An 18,517-nucleotide genomic window follows, 5' to 3' on the forward strand; every position below is an offset into this window, starting at 1 on the left:
AAGTACCAACGAGGCATTTCCATGAACAGACGCAATTTCCTCCTGTCGACCTCCCTGGCGCTCGCAGCCGCCGCCATCGCGCCCGCCGCGGCATGGGCCGAAGGGGCCTACCCGAGCAAGCCGATCAAGCTCATCGTGCCGTTCCCGCCCGGTGGCGGCACTGACACCACCTCGCGCCTCGTGGCCGAGAAGTTCACCACGCTGCATAAGTGGATCGTGGTGGTCGACAACAGGCCCGGCGCGGCCGGCAACATCGGCCTGGACGCCGTCGCCAAGTCTGCGCCGGATGGCTACACGCTCGGCATGGGCCAGGCCTCGAACCTGGCCATCAACCCGGCGTTGTATTCGAAGATGCCGTTCGATCCGCTCAAGGACTTCACGCCGATCGTCGAGATCGCGGTGCAGCCCGTGGTGCTGGTGGTGCGCGACGACTCGCCGTACAAGACCTTGGCCGACCTGGTCAAGGCCGCGAAAGACAAGCCCGGGACCATGAGCATCGGGCAAGCCGGCAACGGCACCGTAGGTCACCTCGCGGGCGAACTGCTGGCGCGCCGCGCCGGCATCCAGGTCCTGCAGGTGCCGTACAAGGGCGCCGGGCCGGCCATGACCGACCTGCTTGGTGGACAGATTCCTGCGTACTTCGGCAACAGCGTGTCGGTGATGACGCAGGTCCAGGCGGGCAAGGTGCGCGCCCTCGCCGTGACCTCGGCCCAGCGGCTGCCGGCACTGCCCAAGGTGCCGACCGTTGCGGAACAGGGTTTCGCCGGCTTCGAGGCCGTGACCTGGCTCGGCCTCGTCGGCCCGGCGAAGATGCCTGCGGACGCTGTCACCCTGCTCAACAAGGAGGTGGTGTCCATCATGGGCCGCAAGGATGTGCAGGAGCGCCTGTCCGGCGAAGGCAGCATTCCCGTCACCGGCACGCCGGAGCAGTTCGCGGCGCTGATCAAGGCCGAGCACGCCAAGTGGGGCGGCCTGATCCGCGAGGCCAGCATCAAGCTGGATTGAGGCCATGGAAAAGATCGATTGCGCCGTCATCGGCGCGGGTGTGGTCGGGCTCGCCATCGCGCGCGCCCTGGCGATGGCGGGCCGCGAGGTCGTGATCCTGGAGAGCGAGAACGCGATCGGCACGCAGACCAGCGCGCGCAACTCCGAGGTCATTCACGCCGGCATCTCCTACGCGCCCGGCGCGCTCAAGGGCCGGCTGTGCGTCGCGGGCAAGGCGGCGCTCTACGCCTATTGCGCGGAGCGCGGCGTCGGGCACCGGCGCATCGGCAAGCTGATCGTCGCGGCGCAGGAATCGGAACTGGCGGACCTGCACAAGTACATCGAACTCGGCGCGGCGCATGGTGTGACCGACCTGCGCTTGCTCAATGCCGACGAGGCCCGTGCGATGGAGTCCGAGGTGCTTTGTGTCGGCGCCTTGCATTCGCCGTCCACCGGCATCGTCGACAGCCATGCCTTGATGCTCAGCTACCTCGGCGATGCGGAGAACCATGGCGCCACGCTGGCGCTGCAAAGCCAGGTGGTCGGCGGCGCGGCGGACGACGATGGCGTGGTGCTGAAGGTGGGCGGCCCGGAAGCGATGCAGGTCCACTGCCGCACCGTCGTCAATGCCGCGGGACTGGATGCGCAACGCGTGGCCAGTGCGATCGAGGGCATGCCGGCCGGCCTGGTGCCGCCGCTGTACTACGCCATCGGCCACTACTTCAGTCTGGCGCGCAAGTCGCCGTTCAATCACCTCGTGTACCCGACCGGCCGCGACGGCGCATTGCGCGCGCACGTCACGCTGGACCTGGGCGGGCAATGCAAGTTCGGCCCGGACCTGAGCTGGCGCGACGGCGTGGACTACCACTTCGATGCCTCGCGCGAATCGGCGTTCTACGATTCGATCCGGCGCTACTACCCGGCGTTGCAGGACGGTGACCTGCAACTCGGCTACACCGGCATCCGCCCCCGCCTGGCCGGCCCGGGCTCGTCGCTGCACAACACGGCGACGGACTTCGTCATCCTGGATTCGACGCAGCATGGCATCCAGGGGCTGGTGAACCTGTTCGGGATGGAGTCGCCCGGACTGACCGCGTCCTTGGCGATCGCAGACTACGTGGTGGAGCGGACGCTGGCGATGGTGTGACGCCCTATGTGATTCGCCGGAACCAGATCATGGACAGCAGGGCGGCCACGATCGCGATCACCGCCGAGGCCAGCGCCAGCACTCCGGCCAGCTCGGTCTCCCGCGTCACCACCTGCACGCGCGTGCCGAGGTTTCCATAGACGCTGCTCAGCATCTCCGCCGTTGCGGCATGGAAGTACTCGCCGCCCGTCATGCGCGCCACTTCGCGCAGCGTGACTTCGTCCAGCTTGAGGTAGATGGCCATGCCCTCGGGCGTGCCGACCTCGCCCTCCGCCGTGCCCAGGCCGACGGCGTAGATGCGCACCCCGCGCTCGGCCGCCATCCTGGCCGCCTCCAGCGTGTCGACCCCCGTGGTCCGGCGGCCGTCGCTCAGGAGGATGATCGCGGCCGAGTTGTACGAGCCGGGCGCCACCGGCGTGAACTCGCGGGGCGCCTTCTTCGCTTGCGCGTCCAGGCTGCGACCCTGCGGCTTGCCGCCGCCGGAGCTCAGGTCTGCGAGATCGATGCCCTGCTCCGGAAACAGCTCCGCCAGGCTCAGCACGATGGCGTTGCCCACGGCCGTGCCCATCTGCATCTGGAAGGCGTCGATACCAGCGGCCAGAACCTCGCGGTCCAGGGTGGCGCGCTGCGCGACCTGGCTGCTGGCGGCGAAGGTGACGAGCCCGACCTCGATGTCCTTGGGCAGCTCGCGCAGGAACAGCTTGGCTGCCTCCTGCGCGGCCTCCAGGCGGCTCGGCTTGACGTCGCTGACGCGCATGCTGAGCGACACGTCCATGGCCAGCATGATGGTGGACCGCGCCCATGGCAACGGCACCCGCGAGACCGGGCGCGCCGCGGCCAGCAGCATCCCTGCGAAGGCCAGCAGGAGCAGCGCGGGCGGCAGGTGCCGCCGCCAGTTGCGGCCAGCCGCCGCCGCGCGAACGATGCCCAGGCTGCTGTAGCGCAAGGCCGCCTTGCTCCGCCGGCGCAGCAGCCAGGCGTAGGCCAGCGGCAGCAGCACCAGCGCTGGCAAGAGCCAGAGGTATTGAGGCCAGAGGAAGGACATGGCGGCGCGTGGCGGACCTTTTCATGCAACTCGGCAGTCGCAGTCCGGCACCGGCAAATGGTGAGCGCGAGGGTTCACCGCACTGCGGCAATATCGTGCCTGCGAAGGGTGGTTTTCGCAACCAGCGGCGCGCAAAGAGGATGACGCGGGAGCCGCCCGCCTATACGATTCGAGCCCGTCGGCTGCGGCCAACTTCTGGCCCTGAGGAGTACCAATGGCCTTGTTTCGCAACCATCTCCACGATGAATTCGGGAGCTGGCCTCTCGCCTACATTCCTTACGGCGGCGCCGACTACGGCGAGATCGCGGCCGTGGGCGCGGCGGTCGGGGATGGCGACGACAGCGCCTTCCATGCCGCCTGGACGCAGGCGGCAGAGCGTCTCTCGGCCAACGCGCAAGAGGCGCTCGGACGCGGCCACCGGGACAGCGCACGCGGCCTCTTTCTCAAGGCGAGCTGCTTCCATGCGGCCGCCTTCCACCCCCTTTTCGGTGAGCCCGTGGACCCGCGCCTGTTGGCTTCATTCCGGAGTCAGACCGCTGCGTTCGAGAGCGCCCTGGCCCTGGACGAGACCCCCGCGACCAGCCTGCGCATTCCGTTCGAGGGCACGACCCTACCGGGCTACCTGCTGCCGGCCGAAAGGCGCGGGCACGAGCGGCGTCCGTTGCTGATCCTTCTCAGCGGATACGACGCCACCATCACCGACCTGTATTTCGGCTCCGTCGTGGCCGCGAGCCGTCGCGGCTATCACTGCCTCGCGTTCGACGGCCCTGGCCAGGGCGGCGCGTTGTACGAGCAGGGACTCCGCCAGCGGCCGGACTGGGAGACGGTCGTTCGCGCCGTCGTCGACCACGCGCTCACCTTCGACATCGTCGATCCGCAGCGGATCGTGCTCAGTGGCTTGAGCCTTGGCGGCTACCTGGCGCCACGCGGCGCCTCCGGCGAGCCGCGCCTGGCTGCGTGCATCGCGGATCCGGGCTTGTCGAGCGTGGCTTCCGGCTTCAGCGCCGCGGCCGTGCAACTGGGCGTCCCGGTCGAGCTGGCCGCGCGACTGAGCGATCTGCCCGCGCAGTGGATCGAGCGGCTGGAGACCTTCATCGCCAACGATCCGAAGCTGCATTGGGGCGTCATGAAGCGAGGCTACTGGGTCCACGGTGTGAACAACCTTCGCGACTATTTCGCCGAGGCCGAGAAGTTCACGCTCGACGGACGGATCGATTCGATCCGCTGTCCAACGCTCATCACGGCAGCGGAGAACGATCGGCTGTCGCACTCGGCCGCGGCCTTGTTCGAAGCATTGAAATGCCCGAAGCAACTGCTGCGCTTCACTGCGGCGGAAGGCGCCGGCACCCACTGCGAGATGCAGAACCGCTCGCTGCTCAACCAGCGGGTGCTGGACTGGCTGGATGAGCAGTTGCAAGAGGATTTGCCCAAGAAGGCGTGAAGGCCCGGCCCTCAGCCCGCAAACCCCCCGCCATCCAGGAACCGCTGCTCTTCCGCCGTGGCGGTGCGCCCAAGCACTGCATTGCGATGCGGGAAGCGCCCGAAGCGCTCGATGATCTCGCGATGGTGCACCGCGTAGCGCGCCTGTTCCTCGTTCAGCGTGGTGCAGAGCGCGACGCAACGGTGCTGGTCGTCGAGTGATTCCGAGTGCATGAGCGGCAGGTAGAAGAACGCGCGCATCTCCGCGTCGTCGACCTGCTGGTCGAAGCCGGCGTCGACCGCCCCGCGGGCAATCGCCTGGGCCTTGCCATCGGTCGCGTACATGTGGCCGCTGCCGCGCCAGGCGTTGCGCGGCAACTGGTCCAGCAGGATCAGCAAGGCCAGCGCGCCTTCGGCATCGTCGGCCCAGTGGTCGAGCGCGCCCGTGGCGGCGGCATGGTGGGCGGCTTCGAAGCGTGACTTGAACTCGGCATCGAAGGTCGCGTCCTTCGCGAACCAGCGGCGGGGACCGGCCTCGCGCCAGAAGGCCACGACATCGCGGGCGGAGGGGAGGGCGTTCATGCGGCGGATGATGCCACCGGGCCTGCCTCGATGCGTGGGGTGCGGGCGTACACTGATCCTCCACTGTGTCCGCTGAAAGCCGACAAACCATGAATGCTTCCGCAACGCCGCGCATCGCCATCGTCACCGGCGGCGCCAAGGGAATCGGTTGGGCCACCGTGCAGGCGCTGGTGGAGACAGGGGCGACGCCGGTCGTGTTCGACCGCGACGAGAAGGCGCTGGCGGTCGCGCACGAAGCGCTGGCCGCGCGGGGCATCGAGCACCTGGCGGAGAACGTCGACATCACGCACGAGTCGGCCGTGGAACCGGCCTTCGACAAGGTCATGGCGCGCTTCGGGCGCATCGACGTCCTCGTGAACAACGCAGGCATCGCGCTGCGCCACCCGACCGTCGAGATGCCCGTCTCGCACTGGCAGGCGGTGCTGGACGTGAACCTCACGGCGGTGTTCCTGTGCAGCCGCGCGGCGGCGCGGCGGATGCTGCCGGCGGGCGGGGGCGCCATCGTCAATGTCTCGTCGATCATGGGCTTGTCCGGCGGCGGGCTCTATCCGAACGTGTCCTACCAGGCGACCAAGGGCGCGATCGTCAACATGACGCGCGCGCTGGCGGTCGAATGGGCCGCGCAAGGCATTCGCGTCAACGCCGTGGCGCCGACATGGGTGCGCACGGAACTCACGGTCGGGCTGTTCAGCAATGCCGAGTTGCTCAACCGCGTGCTCGACATGACGCCGATGCGATGCCTGGCCGAACCGGCCGACGTGGCGGAGGCGATCGTCTTCCTGGCTTCGGCCAGGGCACGCATGATCACTGGGCATACCCTGCCTGTGGACGGTGGATTTCTGGCGCAATAGCTGGCAATGTTTCGCCTTCGGAAATTTCTCTGGAAGGCGAAACGATGAAGTCAGGCAGTGGTCCCTCGCGCGCGCCGCGCGTTTCCCGTGCGGTCAAGCTCTGCGGCACCGAGCAGCCCGATGGTGCGGGGCGCCTGCTGAGCGCGGGGCCGCTCACGGTCGAGCTGGACAACGGCAACCTGCGCTACCTGCGCGTCGCGGGCGTCGAGGTGTTGCGCGGGCTGGCCTTCCTGGTGCGCGACGAGAACTGGGGAACCTATGTGCCGACGCTGCGCGACCTGGTCGTCGAGCAGCGCAAGGACAGCTTCAGCGTGCGCTATCGCGCGGACTGCAAGCGCGGCAGCCAGTCGCTCAGCTACGAGGCGCGCATCGAGGGGCGCAGCGACGGCAGCCTCGAATTCACCGGCGCGGCCACGCCCCGGACCGACTTCCTCACCGCACGCACCGGCTTCGTGGTGCTGCATCCGTTGAAGGGCGTCGCGGGCCATGCGCTTGAGGTGGAGCATGTGGATGGCCGGGTGCTCACGTCGACTTTCCCCGCGCTGGTCGACCCGGTGCAACCCTTCCTGGACCTGCGCGCGCTGACGCACGAGGTCATGCCCGGCCTGAAGGCCGTCGTGCGCATGGAGGGCGACACCTTCGAGATGGAGGATCACCGCAACTGGACCGATGCGTCGTTCAAGACCTATGTGCGGCCGCTGGCCCGGCCGTGGCCCTACACGCTGAAGGCCGGGGAGGTGGTGCGGCAGTCGGTCAGCATGACGCTCGTCGGGGCCGCGCCCAAGGCGGGCAAGGCAGCCGCCGGAGGGGCCGTCGAGATCACGCTGGGCAAGGAGCAGCAGCGCCATCGCATGCCCGCCATCGGCCTGGGCATGCCGGCGCAGGAGATCGATGCGGCCTTGGCTTCGATGGACCTGCTCAAGCGGGCGGCGCCGCGCCTGCTCATCTGCCAGTTCGACCGGCGCGCGGGCCATGGCTTCAAGCAGCTGAAAGCGTATCGGCGCTTGTGCGAGGAGACCGGCGCGGCGTGCGAACTGGAGATCGTGGTCGAGAGCCTCTATGCCTTCGACGTCGAGCTGGCGAATGTCGCGACCTGGGTCCGCGATGCGGGACTCAAGCTGTCGGCCGTGGCCATCTGCCCGGTCGGCGACCTGAAGTCCGTGCTCCCCGGTGGCGTCCGGCCGCCGGCGCCGCCCCTGGGCGACCTGTATCGCGCCGCGCGCAAGGCCTTTCCGGACGTGCGGCTGGGAGGCGGCATGTTTTCGTTCTTCACCGAACTCAACCGCAAGCGGCCGCCCGCCGAGTGGCTCGACTTCACGCACAACGGCACCTGCCCGATCGTGCACGCAGCCGACGACCGCTCGGTGATGGAAACGCTGGAGGCGCTGCCTTTCCAGGTGCAGACCGCGCGCAGCTTCATCGGCGACAGCGGCTACCGCATCGGCCCCAGCGCCATCGGTTGCCGCGACAACCCGCATGGCAAGACCTTCACGCCCAATCCCGCCAACGAACGCCTCTGCCTGGTCAACAGCGACCCCAGGCAACGCGGCTTGTTCGGCGCGGCGTGGACGCTGGGCTATGTCGCTAGCCTGGCCGCGACGGGCGTGGAGACCGTGTGCTTCGGCGCGCCGACCGGGCCGCTGGGGATCATCCATCGTGCGGGCGAATCCACGGTGCCGTACTTCGATGCGCTGGGTCCTGGCGCGGTGTATCCGGCGTATCACGTCGTGGCTGGGCTCACGCGCGCAGCCGGCGCCGCGTTGGTGGAAGCCAGGTCGTCCGACGATGCGCGCGTGCGATGCCTCGCCTACCGGGCGAAGGGCGCGACCTTGCTGTGGCTGGCCAACATGACCGCGAAGGACCAGCTGGTGAGCGTGTCGCATCACGGCGAGGAACCCTTCGGCATCGTGCTCGACGAGGCCAGCTTTGACGAGGCCACCACGCAGCCGGCGAGCTTCGAGTCGGAGGTGAAGCCGATCGACACCCGCAAGCTTGCGTTGAGCGCCTATGCCGTGGCGCTGGTCTGCATCAACGATCGCTGACGACCAGGCGCCTCAGTCCAGTCGCCTGAACGCGCAGGCGCATTTGAGGCAGGAGGGCGGGTGCGGCCAGGGTTCGCTTCGTCATTTGCTTTCCGTGCGGTGTTGCGGCGGCAACGGCACCCCGATGCGCCGTGGTGAGCGATGTCGGGAAACCTCAAAAGGCGTCGTCGCGGTTTTGGCTCGTCTTGTGGGTGGAGAGCAATTCAAGCGGTGGGCTGCGCAGGCTCCAGCGCTGCCTGCAATTCGCCTCACACCTCACTCTGCCGTCCAGAAGGACCTGCGGCGAGGCCTGAGTGAATTTTTTTGTCATTTTTGTCAATAAGGATGGCTGAATGCACTCAACAGCTTGACTGTGTCCCTGACCTTTTTCTTGTTCCTGTTCTTGTTCCTGCTCTTACCCTCATCCTCATCCTTCTCCGCCCCCTTCAGGTATACGTCTGCGTGCACTCCAATTTTCTGGCGGATATTCGACAGTCGAGTCAGAAGGTAGTCCAGATGGTCGTCGTCAATTGGAGCAGTCGGGGCTGAAATGCACACACGCATACCTCCCAATGCAGCGCTGAGCGCTGCCACCGCGGCTTCATGAAGCAAGGTCGTGTCACCGGCCTTGGAGATCTTTTCTCCGCCGACGGAACAACCCATCAGGAAAAGATGAAAATACTCCGAATCGTCACTCACCGTCAATGCCGGCAGGATTCCGTTGAACGCAGCCGTCCAGATATTGATATTCTTTGTCCCAAGGTCGCGGATGCGTCGCGCTTCCGGCTTCTCGCCATCACTCTTTTCGTCAAGTCCGAACGCAAGTCGAATTTCCTTTCGCTCCTTGTATTGCGGGTGGTCAAAAGTTCGTGGTTGACCGATGCCGATTTTCCCCAATCCCATATTGATGCTTCCTGGAAGCCCATGGCCATATACGACGACGGATTCAAACTGGGGCTGGCCTGCGGTCCAGGACGCGAGCAGGTACTTCAGCATTGAATTCAACGAGCTGCACATTGCCAGTCGCAAGTCGGGATGGGCAGCGCGATTGTTGAGCAGTTTCAGGACGTATTTGCGATTGTCGATCGTGTCTTCGACCATCAATTTGCCAATGCCGGCGCTTTTTTCTGTCAAGCTTTCTGATCGATATTTGTACTTCGGGACCAGAGTGGTGGCGTATTGCGAGGCATCCGTATTTGCCTCCACGTTCATGATCGGCTTCAAATCTTCCTCGGTTTGAAGAACGCCCCTCACTTTTGGACCGAGCACGCCCAATGGATTTTCAATGCCTAAAAATGTAAGTGACATGTTGCTTCCCCCAATTTGTCAGTTGAAGACACAACGGCAATGCCTTCTGAACAGAATACGCTCGATGGTCAGCCCAGGAAGCTCACCATCCCGTTCGACAGGTCGTACATCGCCCCCACGATCTTGATGCTGCCCTTCTTCTCCAGGTCGGCCAGGATCGGACTGCCGCTGCGTATGGCATCGACCGTCATCTTCACGTTCGTTCGAGCGACCATGTCGACGAACGGGTAGTTCTTGCTGGTGCGCTCACCGGTGTACTGCGTGGCCTCGACAGCGGGCTTGATCGTTTCGAGCAGCCCGGTGAGGTTGCCGAGTTCGACCTTGTCGATGGCGCCCTTGATGGCGCCGCACGACGTGTGCCCCATTACCAGCACCACCTTCGCGCCCATGACGGCGCAGGCGAACTCGAGGCTGCCCAGCACGTCCTTGTTCGCGATGTTGCCGGCGATGCGCGCATTGAAGGTGTCGCCGATGCCCATGTCCATGACGATCTCGGCCGGCGCGCGCGAGTCGATGCAGCTCAGGATGACCGCCGCCGGGAACTGTCCCGCGGCGCTGGATCGCTTTTGCGCGCGGTAGTCGTGCGGAAGCATCTTTCCGGTGCGGAACCGCGCGTTTCCCTTCTTCATCATCTCGATGACCTGGTCGGGTGTCATGGCGTCGCGCTGCGACTTGCTCAGCGCTGCCGCCTCGGCATCGTCCGTTCGAAGTCCGAGCCCGGCGATCACTGCCGCCCCGCCGGCGCCGGCCTTGAGCCATGCGCGGCGTCCGTTGGTGGCCACGTTGCGGTCTGGTCCGCAGCATTCATTCACTGGTTTCATGAAAGTCCTTCTCTGGATGTCAGGATGGAATCAGTTCGAGATCACGGACACGATTTGCGGACCTCCTTTCAGCCAGGGCCTGTCGGCAGGCGCTATATGGACGACTGCCGCGCATGCGCTTCCCGCGCCGCCTTCATCCCATGCTCGATGAACCCTTTGGCATGCCGCGCAAGATCCGCGCCGTCTTCCCACAGGTTGCGCCAGATGCCGAGGATGCCTTGCAGCTGCTTGTTGACGACCGCCGACGAGAAGGATTCGAAGGTGATCGGTCCTTCGTAGCCCGCCTTGGCCAGCCCGCGGAACACGCGGTCGAAGTCGATGTTGCCCGCGCCGAGGTAGCCCCGCCCCGACTCGCCGATATGGAAGTAGCCCATCATCGTGCCCGTGTCGATCAGCGCCGATTCGAGGTCGGCTTCCTCGATGTTCATGTGATAGGTGTCGAGGTGCACCGTCACGTTCGCCAGGCCCACGCGCCTGGCATACGCGACCGCTTGCGCCGCGGTGTTGAGCACGTTGCTTTCGTAGCGGTTGACGACTTCCAGGCCGATGGTGATGCCGTCCCTGGCCGCGTGTTCCCCGATGCGCCGCATCACCTCGACCGAGCCCGCGATGCCGGCCTCCGTCGGCGGCTCGAAGTACTTCTGGAACGCGGAGTACAGGATGCCGCAGACATGCGTGGCGCCGATGTCGCGCGCCACGTCCAGCACCTGCATCAGGCGCGCCTCGCCGCGCTTCTGCTTCTCGGGGTCGCCGCTCGATATGTCGGTGGAATCGTCGAGGCCGAGCGACATCGTGGTGCCGAGCTTGTAGCGGTCGAGCATCTTGCGCGTGAAGGCGCTGTCGATGGAGGACGGGTCGAGCGCGGGTATCTCGATCAGGTCGAAGCCGATCTCCGCCGTCTGCGCCATCGCGCGCTCGCATTCGTCATGGCTCCAGCCGCCGACCCAGACCAGCGCGTGGACTCCGAGCTTGTTCTTCATGTTCGTTGCTCCTTCATTGATTCGAGAGAGCCGACCCGGCTTTCACGCCGAAACTTGCCGGCCCGCCAGCCGATGCACCACGCGGCGCGAATCCTGGTACAGGTCTAGGTAGTCGCGGTACAGCGCGTCGTAGGTCGGGCGCAGCGCGGCGGCGGGTTCGATGATGCGCCCCGGCTTCACCCATTCGGTGATCTGCTCGCGCCGCAGCAGGCCGGCTGCGCAGCCCGCGAGGAATGCATCGCCGTAGCAGGCGCCGAGCGTGAGGCTCGGCACCTCCTGCCGCAGGCCCGATACATCGGACACGATCTGCAGCCAGGTGTCGGTCTGCGCACCGCCGCCGACGGCCACCACACGGCGGGTCTGCGCGCCGAGCTGCGCCAGCGTCTCGACGTTGTGCCGCACGCCGCAGGCCACGCCTTCGAGGATCGCGCGAAAGAGCTGCTCGCGCGTGTGGGCCAGGCTCAGGCCGGCAATCACGCCGCGGGCCAGCGGGTCGTTCAAGGGCGTGCGCTCGCCGCTGAAGTAGGGCAGGAAGACCAGCCCGCCCGCGCCCGGCGCCACGCGCGCCGCCGCGTCGAAGAGCGCCGCCGCCTCGCCCTCCGGCAACTCGCGCGCGAACTGGTCCTGGAACCAGCGCGTGAGGCTGCCGGTGGTGCTCATGCCGGCCGCCAGGTTGAACTGCGCGGGGTACGCGCCGGCCACGGTCCACACGCGCTCGTCGGGCGTCGGCGTCGACTGCACGAGGATGAAGAAGGTGGTGCTGCCGTACATCACCATCAGGTCGCCGGGCTGGACCACGCCCACGCTGATGGCCTCGCTCAGCGCATCGACGGCGCCCACGGCCACCGGCGTGCCGGGCGTGAGACCCGTCGCTTGCGCTGCCGCTTGCGTGACGGCCCCTGCGACTTCATCGCTCCATCCCGGAGCGGGCAGCATCGACGTGGGCGCCACATGTGCGGCATGGCGCTCGCCCCATTCGCCGGTGCGAGGGTCGTACAGCGGCATGAAATGGCTGGCGGTGTGGCGGTCGATGCGGTGTTCGCCGGTCAGCCGCCAGACGAGGTACGCGCTGGCCGTGGTGAGCCGCCGCGTCTGGCGCCACACAGCGGGCTCACGCTGGCGCAGCCAGCGGATCTTGGGGCCGATCGCCTGGCTGGTCAGGCCCATCAGCGAGAACTCGCGGATCTGCTCGCGGCCGATCAGCGCGTCGAGCTCGGCGATCTGTTCTGCTGCGCGAACGTCCACGCCGTAGAGGATGCCGGGGCGCAGCGGGCGGCCGGCTTCGTCCAATGGCAGCAGGCACGGCCCGATGGCGCTCACGGCGACCGACGCGACATCCTGGCCGCTGAAGGGCGAGCCGTCGAGCAACTGTTGGCAGAGCGCGCACAGGTCGTGCCACCAGACGCCGTCGGCATCCTGCTCCACATGGCCGGGCGCGGGTGTGGAGATGCCGTGCGGCACCACCGCTGTCTTCAGCACCTCGCCCGCGAGCGTGACCAGCGCGGCCTTGCTGCTGAAGGTGCCGATGTCGATGCCGAGCAGGAGTGAACGCATGAAGTCCGCGTTTCTACCGCGGCCCAGCCTTCAGCACAACTGCCGCGATGTCAGCGACCGAGCTTCATGAGCCGTGCAGGCTCCACGATCTCGATCCAGTAGCCGTCCGGGTCCTTGATGAAGGCGACGTCCTTCATTTTCCCTTGCTCGGGGCGCTTGACGTAGGGGACATCGTTGCTGTCGAACCATCGGATGGCGGCATCGAGGTCAGGCACGGAGAAGCAGATGTGGCCGAAGCCCTGCGGCTGTGCATTGCCGTCGTGGTACTTGAAGGCCGGATCGCTCTCGGTGCCCCAGTTGTGGGTGAATTCGAGGACGCCGGTCTGGCTGAAGGTCCAGGCGGTGCGCTCGCCGACGTCCTCCGGTGGCGGCTTGTCCGCCGCGGGCCGGTGCAGGAAGTAGAGCGAGAACTTCATCTCCGGGAAGTCGAGCTTGCGCAGCACGCGCATGCCGAAGATGCGGGTGTAGAAGTCCAGCGCAATGGCCGGGTCCTTCACGCGCAGCATGCTGTGGTTGAAGACGAAGCCCTGCGATGCGTCGCTGGGTTGGGCGCACACGCCCGGGTGGTTTTCCGTGTCGAAACTCATCGTGCGTGCGCTACTGCCAAAGGGTGAATGGGGGCCAGCTTGGGGGCGGCGGCCAGCGTGCGCGGCGCCTGCTCGGCAGTGAGCAGCCGTCTTCGCAGGTAGCGCATGCAGGTCACGCGCAGGAAGGACGCGAAGTTGGGCACCTCGCCACGGTGCGCCATGATCTCGTCGTGGAAGAGGGCGATCAGCGCGTTGGTGGTGCGGCCTTCTTCCTCGGCCATCTCGGCGAGCGTGTCCCACATCATGTTCTCCAGCCGCAGGCTGGTCAGCACGCCGTGGATGCGCACGGTGCGGGACCGCTGCTCGTACTGGATCGGATCGGCCTTGACGAAGAACTCACACATGGCTGCCTCCTTGTCTGGAGCCCGCAGTGACTGGACCGTGACTAGACCGTGCGGGCGGTCATCGCGCTGGCAATGTACTCCGCTTGCCGGATGGCGAGGGTGACGATGGTGAGCGTGGGGTTTTCCGCGCCGCCGCTGGTGAACTGGCTGCCGTCGCTGATGAACAGGTTGGGGATGTCGTGGGTCTGGCCGTGGGCGTTGCAGACGCTGGTCTTCGCATCGGCGCCCATGCGGCAGGTGCCGAGGTTGTGCGTGCTCGGATACGGCGGCGTGCGGAAGGACTTGATGGCGCCGGCCGCCGCATAGACGCGCTGGCCCTGGCGGAAGGCATGCTCGCGCATGGCGAGGTCGTTCGCGTGGTCGTCGAAGTGCACGTTGGGAACGGGGCTGCCCCACTTGTCCTTGAGGCTGGCATGCAGCGTCACACGGTTGTTCTCCTGCGGCATGTCCTCGCCCACGATCCACATGCCGGCGAGGTTGGTGTAGTTCTCCATGTACTCGGTGAAGCCGCTGCCCCAGCCGCCCGGGTCGAGGAAGGCGGCCATGAAGGGCACGCCCAGGGACAGCGTTTCCATCTCGTAGCCGCCGACGAAGCCGCGCTTCGTGTTCGGCTTGGCCTCGTCGCGGATGATGCCGGCCATGGTGGTGCCGCGGTACATGTTCACCGGTTGCTTGAAGAGGCCATACACCGACCCCGTCAGGTGGCGCATGTAGTTGCGCCCGACCTGGCCGGAGCTGTTGGCCAGGCCGTCCTTGAAGGTGTTGGAGGCGGAGAGCAACAGCAGGCGCGCTGTCTCGATCGAGTTGGCGGCCACGCAGACGACGCGCGCCTTCTGCCGCTGCTCCTTGCCGTCCTTGTCGAAGTAGACGACGCCCGTCACCTTGCCGGCGTCGTTGTGCTCGATGCGGGTGACGTGACTTTCGGGGCGCAGGTCCATGTTGCCGGTCTTCTCGGCCTTGGGCAGCTCGGTGTAGAGCGTGCTCCACTTGGCGCCGCTCTTGCAGCCCTGGAAGCAGAAGCCCAGTTGCATGCAGCGGCCGCGGTCGTCACGCGGCTGGCTGTTGATCGCCATGTTGCCGGTGTGCACCTGCTTGTAGCCGAGCTTCGTGGCGCCTGCGTACATCACCTTGAAGTTGTTGTTGCCGGGCAGGCCGGGGATGCCGTGGGTGCGGGTCACGCCCATCTTGTCCTCGGCGCGATCGTAGTAGGGCTCCAGTTCCTTCAGCGTGACGGGCCAGTCCATCAGGTTCGCGCCCTTGATCTCGCCGTAGGTGGTGCGCGCCTTGAACTCGTGCTCCTCCAGCCGCAGTGATGCGCCGGCCCAGTGGGTGGTGGTGCCGCCGACAGTCTTGCAGGTCCAGGCCGGCAGGTTCGGAAAGTCCTTGGCCACCCGCCAGTTGCCGGAGGTGGTGCGGTTGTCCAGCCAGGCCAGTTGGCCGAAGGACTTCCATTCGTCGTTGATGAATTTGGCGCTGGACTGCGTCGCGCCGGCTTCCAGCACTACGACCTTGATGCCCTTCTGGGCCAGTTCGTTGGCCAGGGTGCCGCCGCCGGCGCCCGAACCGATGATGACGACCACCGAGTCGTCCGTGTTGTCGAACTTCGCCATTTTCTGTCTCCTGCTTGCTGTGTGTGCGCTACGTCGCTGGCGGGGTCGGAATCAGCCGAAGAACGGCGGCGGGCTGGCGACTTGCGATGGCGCCGGCAGCCACTTCAGGTCCTGGAAGCCGCGCGTGATGTAGCCCCCTTTTTCCCAGGCGGAACCGGGGTAGCCCAACGCGGCGAAGGCCATGTCGTTGTCGTAGAGCGAGGTCACGCACTGGCCGCGCACGGTGTTGAAGAAGGGCGTGCCTTCGATGGCTTTCACGGCGGCCAGCTTCTTCGCTGGAGAGGCTTTCACGAAGCTGCCGCCGGTCGCCTGGTCGAGGCTCGCGACGCCGGCCTTCACCACGGGCAGCGCATCGGCCTTGCCGTCGAGGTCCTTGGCCAGCAGCGCATAAACGGCGTCAGGCAGTTTCTTGTGCGGGTAGAGCACGCGGCCCATGGCCATGAGCGTCGTGCCCTCGCTCTCGCTGAGTTGCTTCAGCTCCACCGCCCAGACCGGCGAGGGCGCCAGCGCGGCCAGCACGGAGCCCGCGGCGATGGTGCCCATGAGGATGCCGGAGCCCTTGAGGAACTCGCGCCGCGCGAGCGGCAGGGAAAGCTTGGGAACGTAGCCGTAGCTTTCGTCGCTGCACGCATCGGCGCTGTCGAGCGTCAACGGTGCGATGGGTATCACACGCATGTCATGTCTCCTGTTTTCATCGTCGACGGGCTCGGTGCGGCCCTGTGATTGCAGTGTTGCACCCGCCTTGGCGCGCCGGGTTTTAGCTGGCTACATACAAGGGAAAGCCCTTGGCAGTCACTTCGCGCCGCCGAGGATCCACTCGGCCAGCTTCTTCGCATCGGCCTCGGACACCTGCGGTTGCGGCGGCATCGCCATGTCGCCCCAGCGGCCGCTGCCGCCGTTGCGGATGCTCTTGACGAGCGTGGCGACGGCATCGTTGTCGTCCTTGTACTTGGCCGCGACGTCCTTGTAGGCAGGGCCGACGAGCTTGGTCGCGGCTGCGTGGCAGGCGAGGCAGCTGTACTTGCTGGCGAGCGCCTGGTTGGCGAGGGCCGGCGCGGTGGCGGCGCCGAGCAGGAGCGCCAGCGCGATTGGGGCGGTGCGCGGGCTGCGGCGCATGCGGGTGGGCTTCATGGGCTGTCTCTTCGTGTTGTGGGGCGAGGCGATTATTCGGCGGGATGGGCCGGCGCGGGTGGTAGCACGCTACCTACGCGCCGCACGAAAAATCGAAAGCCGCGCTAAGCTCGCGCGGCACCAACGAGGAGACATTCGCAATGAAGTCACGCAACTTCCAGACGCGCAACGGCACGAACCTGGCGTTCTCCGCCATCGGACTGGGCACCGCGCCCATGGGCGACCTCTACGAGCTGCTGGACGAGAAGACGTCCATCGCCACCATCGAGCGGGCGTACGCCAGCGGGGTGAGGGTGTTCGACAGCTCGCCGCACTACGGCAACGGGCTGGCCGAGTCCCGCGTGGGCGCGGGCCTGCGGCATGTGCCGCGCGACGAGGTCATCGTCTCGACCAAGATCGGCCGCGTGATGGACGCCTTCACCAGTCCGCCGCCCAAGAACCCCGACGTCTTCTCGCCCGGATTCGCCGGCGGCTACCCGCATGCGCCGCGCTTCGACTACACCTATGACGGAACGATGCGCTCGGTCGAGCAGTCGCTTCTGCGCACCGGCCTGAGCCGCATCGACGTGCTGCTCATCCATGACTGCGACGTGTGGACGCACGGCCGTGTCGATGCGGAGCGCTACTTCAAGGAGGCGATGGACGGCGCCTACAAGGCGCTCGACAAGCTGCGCAGCGAGAAGGTGGTGGCCGCCATCGGCTTCGGCATCAACGAGTCCGACGTCAGCGTCAAGTTCGCCAAGGCCGGCGACTTCGACGTGGCGATGCTGGCGGGGCGCTACTCGCTGCTCATCCAGAACGGGCTGGCCGAGTTCCTGCCGCTGGCGCTGCAGAAGAACATCGGCGTGATGCTGGCAGGCGTCTTCAACTCCGGCATCCTGGCCACCGGCGCGCGGCCGGGCGCCAAATTCGAATATGGGCCGGCGCCGGAAGACATCATGGAGCGCGTGCGCAAGATCGAGAAGATCTGTGCGGCGCACAACACCTCGATCCGGCGCGCCGCGCTTCAGTTCGCGATGGCGCATCCGGCCGTGGTCACTGTGGTGCTCGGCGGCGTCAAGCCCGAGGAAATCGAGGCCAACGCGGCCGATGCGGAAGCCGCCGTGCCGGCCGCGCTTTGGAGCGACCTGAAGTCCGCCGGCTTGCTCGACCCGGCCGCACCGGTCGGCTGAACATCACTGAATCACTTCGTCGGCGCCCAGCAACATCGATTGGGGGATCGACAGGCCGAGCGCCGTCGCCGTCCGGAGGTTGAACGCCATTTCGAACCTGGTCGGTTCCATCACGGGAAGATCGGCAGGTTTCTTGCCCTTGAGGATGCGGCCGGCGTAGATGCCGGCCTGCCGGAATGCGTCTGCGTTGTCGGGGCCGTAGCTCATGAGCCCGCCCTCGTTCACGAAGTCGCGGCGGATATAGGACGTGGGCACGGCGTGTCTTGCGGCGAGCGAAATGATCTGCGCGCGCCGATTGTCGAAAAAAGGATCCGCCGCCACCAGCAGTGCGTCGATCCGCTGCGGTGCAATGGTGGCAAAGGCGGCATCGAAGTCTGCGTCGGCACTGGCATTCAGAACGACGAGGCGCCGGTCGAGCGCGCGTGCCGCATCCTGCAGATCTCGCACTTGGGGCGCGCTGATCGGGTTGTTCGGATTGACCAGTGTCCCCACGACCATCGCCGTCGGCACCAGCTTCAGCAGAAGGTCCAGCCGCTTGGCCGCGAGTTCCGCGCCCAGCAGCGTGATGCCTGTGATATTGCCGCCGGGTCGTCCGAGGCTGGCGACGATGCCGAACATCACCGGGTCGCCGCCCATCACGAAGACGATGGGAATGGTCGAGGTCGCCGCCTTGGCGGCATTGACGGTCGGCGTGCCCGAAGTCGCCACGATGATCGACACGTGCCGGTTGACCAGATCGGCGGCAAGCGCCGGCAGTTGCTCGTAGTGGCCGTCGACGAAGCGGTAGTCCAGCGCCACGTTCGTGCCTGCTTCAAAGCCTGCTTCGACGAGCCCGGCACGAAACGCGGCGAGCAGAAGCGGGAATTGCATGGCCGACGCCCCGCTGAGGTAGCCGATGACCGGCATGGGCGATGCCAGCCGCTGCGCGCGCGCAGACAGCGGGAGGGCGAGACACCCGCCC

At 66.6% G+C, this 18,517-nt stretch carries 18 protein-coding genes; 6 read left to right on the top strand and 12 right to left on the bottom strand.

The genetic code is table 11. The annotated features are described in order from the left end of the window. Nucleotides 1–21 precede the first annotated feature (21 nt). The gene (locus HB681_RS04170) at nt 22–1,005 is read left to right on the top strand and encodes a tripartite tricarboxylate transporter substrate binding protein (RefSeq protein ID WP_213953506.1); all 984 of its coding nucleotides are present in this window, start codon (nt 22–24) and stop codon (nt 1,003–1,005) included. A gap of 4 nt (nt 1,006–1,009) precedes the next feature. Continuing rightward, entirely contained in the window at nt 1,010–2,131 is a 1,122-nt protein-coding gene (locus HB681_RS04175) for an NAD(P)/FAD-dependent oxidoreductase (protein WP_213953507.1), read from the top strand. A 4-nt stretch (nt 2,132–2,135) separates the two neighbouring features. Here HB681_RS04175 and HB681_RS04180 read toward each other — a convergent pair whose 3' ends face one another. Further along, nucleotides 2,136–3,176: a VWA domain-containing protein gene (locus HB681_RS04180; protein WP_213953508.1), complete on the bottom strand. Its 1,041-nt coding sequence runs from the start codon at nt 3,174–3,176 to the stop codon at nt 2,136–2,138. Nucleotides 3,177–3,390: 214 nt separating this feature from the next. Between HB681_RS04180 and HB681_RS04185 the strand changes: the two genes are divergently transcribed. Beyond that, nucleotides 3,391–4,617, top strand: a complete 1,227-nt coding sequence (locus HB681_RS04185) for an alpha/beta fold hydrolase (protein ID WP_213953509.1) — start codon at nt 3,391–3,393, stop codon at nt 4,615–4,617. An 11-nt stretch (nt 4,618–4,628) separates the two neighbouring features. Here the strand turns inward: HB681_RS04185 and HB681_RS04190 are convergent, their stop codons facing one another. Further along, on the bottom strand, nt 4,629–5,177 hold the full coding sequence (locus tag HB681_RS04190) for a DUF924 family protein (protein WP_213953510.1): 549 nt from the start codon (nt 5,175–5,177) through the stop codon (nt 4,629–4,631). Between the two features lie 89 nt (nt 5,178–5,266). Between HB681_RS04190 and HB681_RS04195 the strand changes: the two genes are divergently transcribed. Together HB681_RS04195 and HB681_RS04200 are read left to right on the top strand one after the other, a co-directional pair. Further along, the gene (locus tag HB681_RS04195; protein ID WP_213953511.1) at nt 5,267–6,028 is read left to right on the top strand and encodes an SDR family oxidoreductase; all 762 of its coding nucleotides are present in this window, start codon (nt 5,267–5,269) and stop codon (nt 6,026–6,028) included. A 44-nt stretch (nt 6,029–6,072) separates the two neighbouring features. Continuing rightward, a complete protein-coding gene (locus tag HB681_RS04200; RefSeq protein ID WP_213953512.1) occupies nt 6,073–8,070 on the top strand; it encodes a hypothetical protein in 1,998 nt (665 codons plus the stop codon). Between the two features lie 315 nt (nt 8,071–8,385). Here the strand turns inward: HB681_RS04200 and HB681_RS04205 are convergent, their stop codons facing one another. From HB681_RS04205 to HB681_RS04245, 9 genes are all read right to left on the bottom strand, one after another. Further along, entirely contained in the window at nt 8,386–9,357 is a 972-nt protein-coding gene (locus tag HB681_RS04205) for a hypothetical protein (protein ID WP_213953513.1), read from the bottom strand. A gap of 68 nt (nt 9,358–9,425) precedes the next feature. Beyond that, nucleotides 9,426–10,178, bottom strand: coding sequence for a carbonic anhydrase family protein (locus HB681_RS04210; protein ID WP_213953514.1), 753 nt, complete (start codon nt 10,176–10,178; stop codon nt 9,426–9,428). Between the two features lie 92 nt (nt 10,179–10,270). Further along, nucleotides 10,271–11,158 (bottom strand): sugar phosphate isomerase/epimerase family protein, encoded by an 888-nt coding sequence (locus tag HB681_RS04215; RefSeq protein ID WP_213953515.1) that lies wholly within the window; start codon nt 11,156–11,158, stop codon nt 10,271–10,273. 42 nt (nt 11,159–11,200) lie between these two features. Further along, nucleotides 11,201–12,712, bottom strand: a complete 1,512-nt coding sequence (locus HB681_RS04220) for an FGGY family carbohydrate kinase (protein ID WP_213953516.1) — start codon at nt 12,710–12,712, stop codon at nt 11,201–11,203. 50 nt (nt 12,713–12,762) lie between these two features. After that, a complete protein-coding gene (gene gloA, locus HB681_RS04225; RefSeq protein ID WP_213953517.1) occupies nt 12,763–13,299 on the bottom strand; it encodes a lactoylglutathione lyase in 537 nt (178 codons plus the stop codon). Beyond that, complete coding sequence (locus tag HB681_RS04230; RefSeq protein ID WP_213953518.1) at nt 13,296–13,643, bottom strand: ribbon-helix-helix domain-containing protein; 348 nt, start codon at nt 13,641–13,643, stop codon at nt 13,296–13,298. Before HB681_RS04230 ends, gloA begins: the two co-directional genes overlap by 4 nt. A 41-nt stretch (nt 13,644–13,684) precedes the next feature. Continuing rightward, complete coding sequence (locus tag HB681_RS04235) at nt 13,685–15,253, bottom strand: GMC family oxidoreductase (RefSeq protein ID WP_213953519.1); 1,569 nt, start codon at nt 15,251–15,253, stop codon at nt 13,685–13,687. A gap of 51 nt (nt 15,254–15,304) precedes the next feature. Continuing rightward, nucleotides 15,305–15,928: a twin-arginine translocation signal domain-containing protein gene (locus tag HB681_RS04240; protein ID WP_213953520.1), complete on the bottom strand. Its 624-nt coding sequence runs from the start codon at nt 15,926–15,928 to the stop codon at nt 15,305–15,307. A 117-nt stretch (nt 15,929–16,045) separates the two neighbouring features. Continuing rightward, the gene (locus tag HB681_RS04245) at nt 16,046–16,384 is read right to left on the bottom strand and encodes a c-type cytochrome (RefSeq protein ID WP_256354116.1); all 339 of its coding nucleotides are present in this window, start codon (nt 16,382–16,384) and stop codon (nt 16,046–16,048) included. Nucleotides 16,385–16,524: 140 nt separating this feature from the next. Between HB681_RS04245 and HB681_RS04250 the strand changes: the two genes are divergently transcribed. Further along, nucleotides 16,525–17,556 carry an aldo/keto reductase gene (locus HB681_RS04250; RefSeq protein WP_213953521.1) on the top strand — a complete coding sequence of 344 codons (1,032 nt, stop codon included), beginning with the start codon at nt 16,525–16,527 and terminating at the stop codon, nt 17,554–17,556. Between the two features lie 3 nt (nt 17,557–17,559). Here the strand turns inward: HB681_RS04250 and HB681_RS04255 are convergent, their stop codons facing one another. Further along, complete coding sequence (locus HB681_RS04255) at nt 17,560–18,462, bottom strand: ABC transporter substrate-binding protein (RefSeq protein WP_213953522.1); 903 nt, start codon at nt 18,460–18,462, stop codon at nt 17,560–17,562. Nucleotides 18,463–18,517 lie beyond the last annotated feature (55 nt).

Origin of the sequence: Variovorax sp. dw_954, assembly GCF_018449755.1 — a bacterium.
Taxonomy (GTDB): Bacteria; Pseudomonadota; Gammaproteobacteria; order Burkholderiales; family Burkholderiaceae_C; genus Variovorax.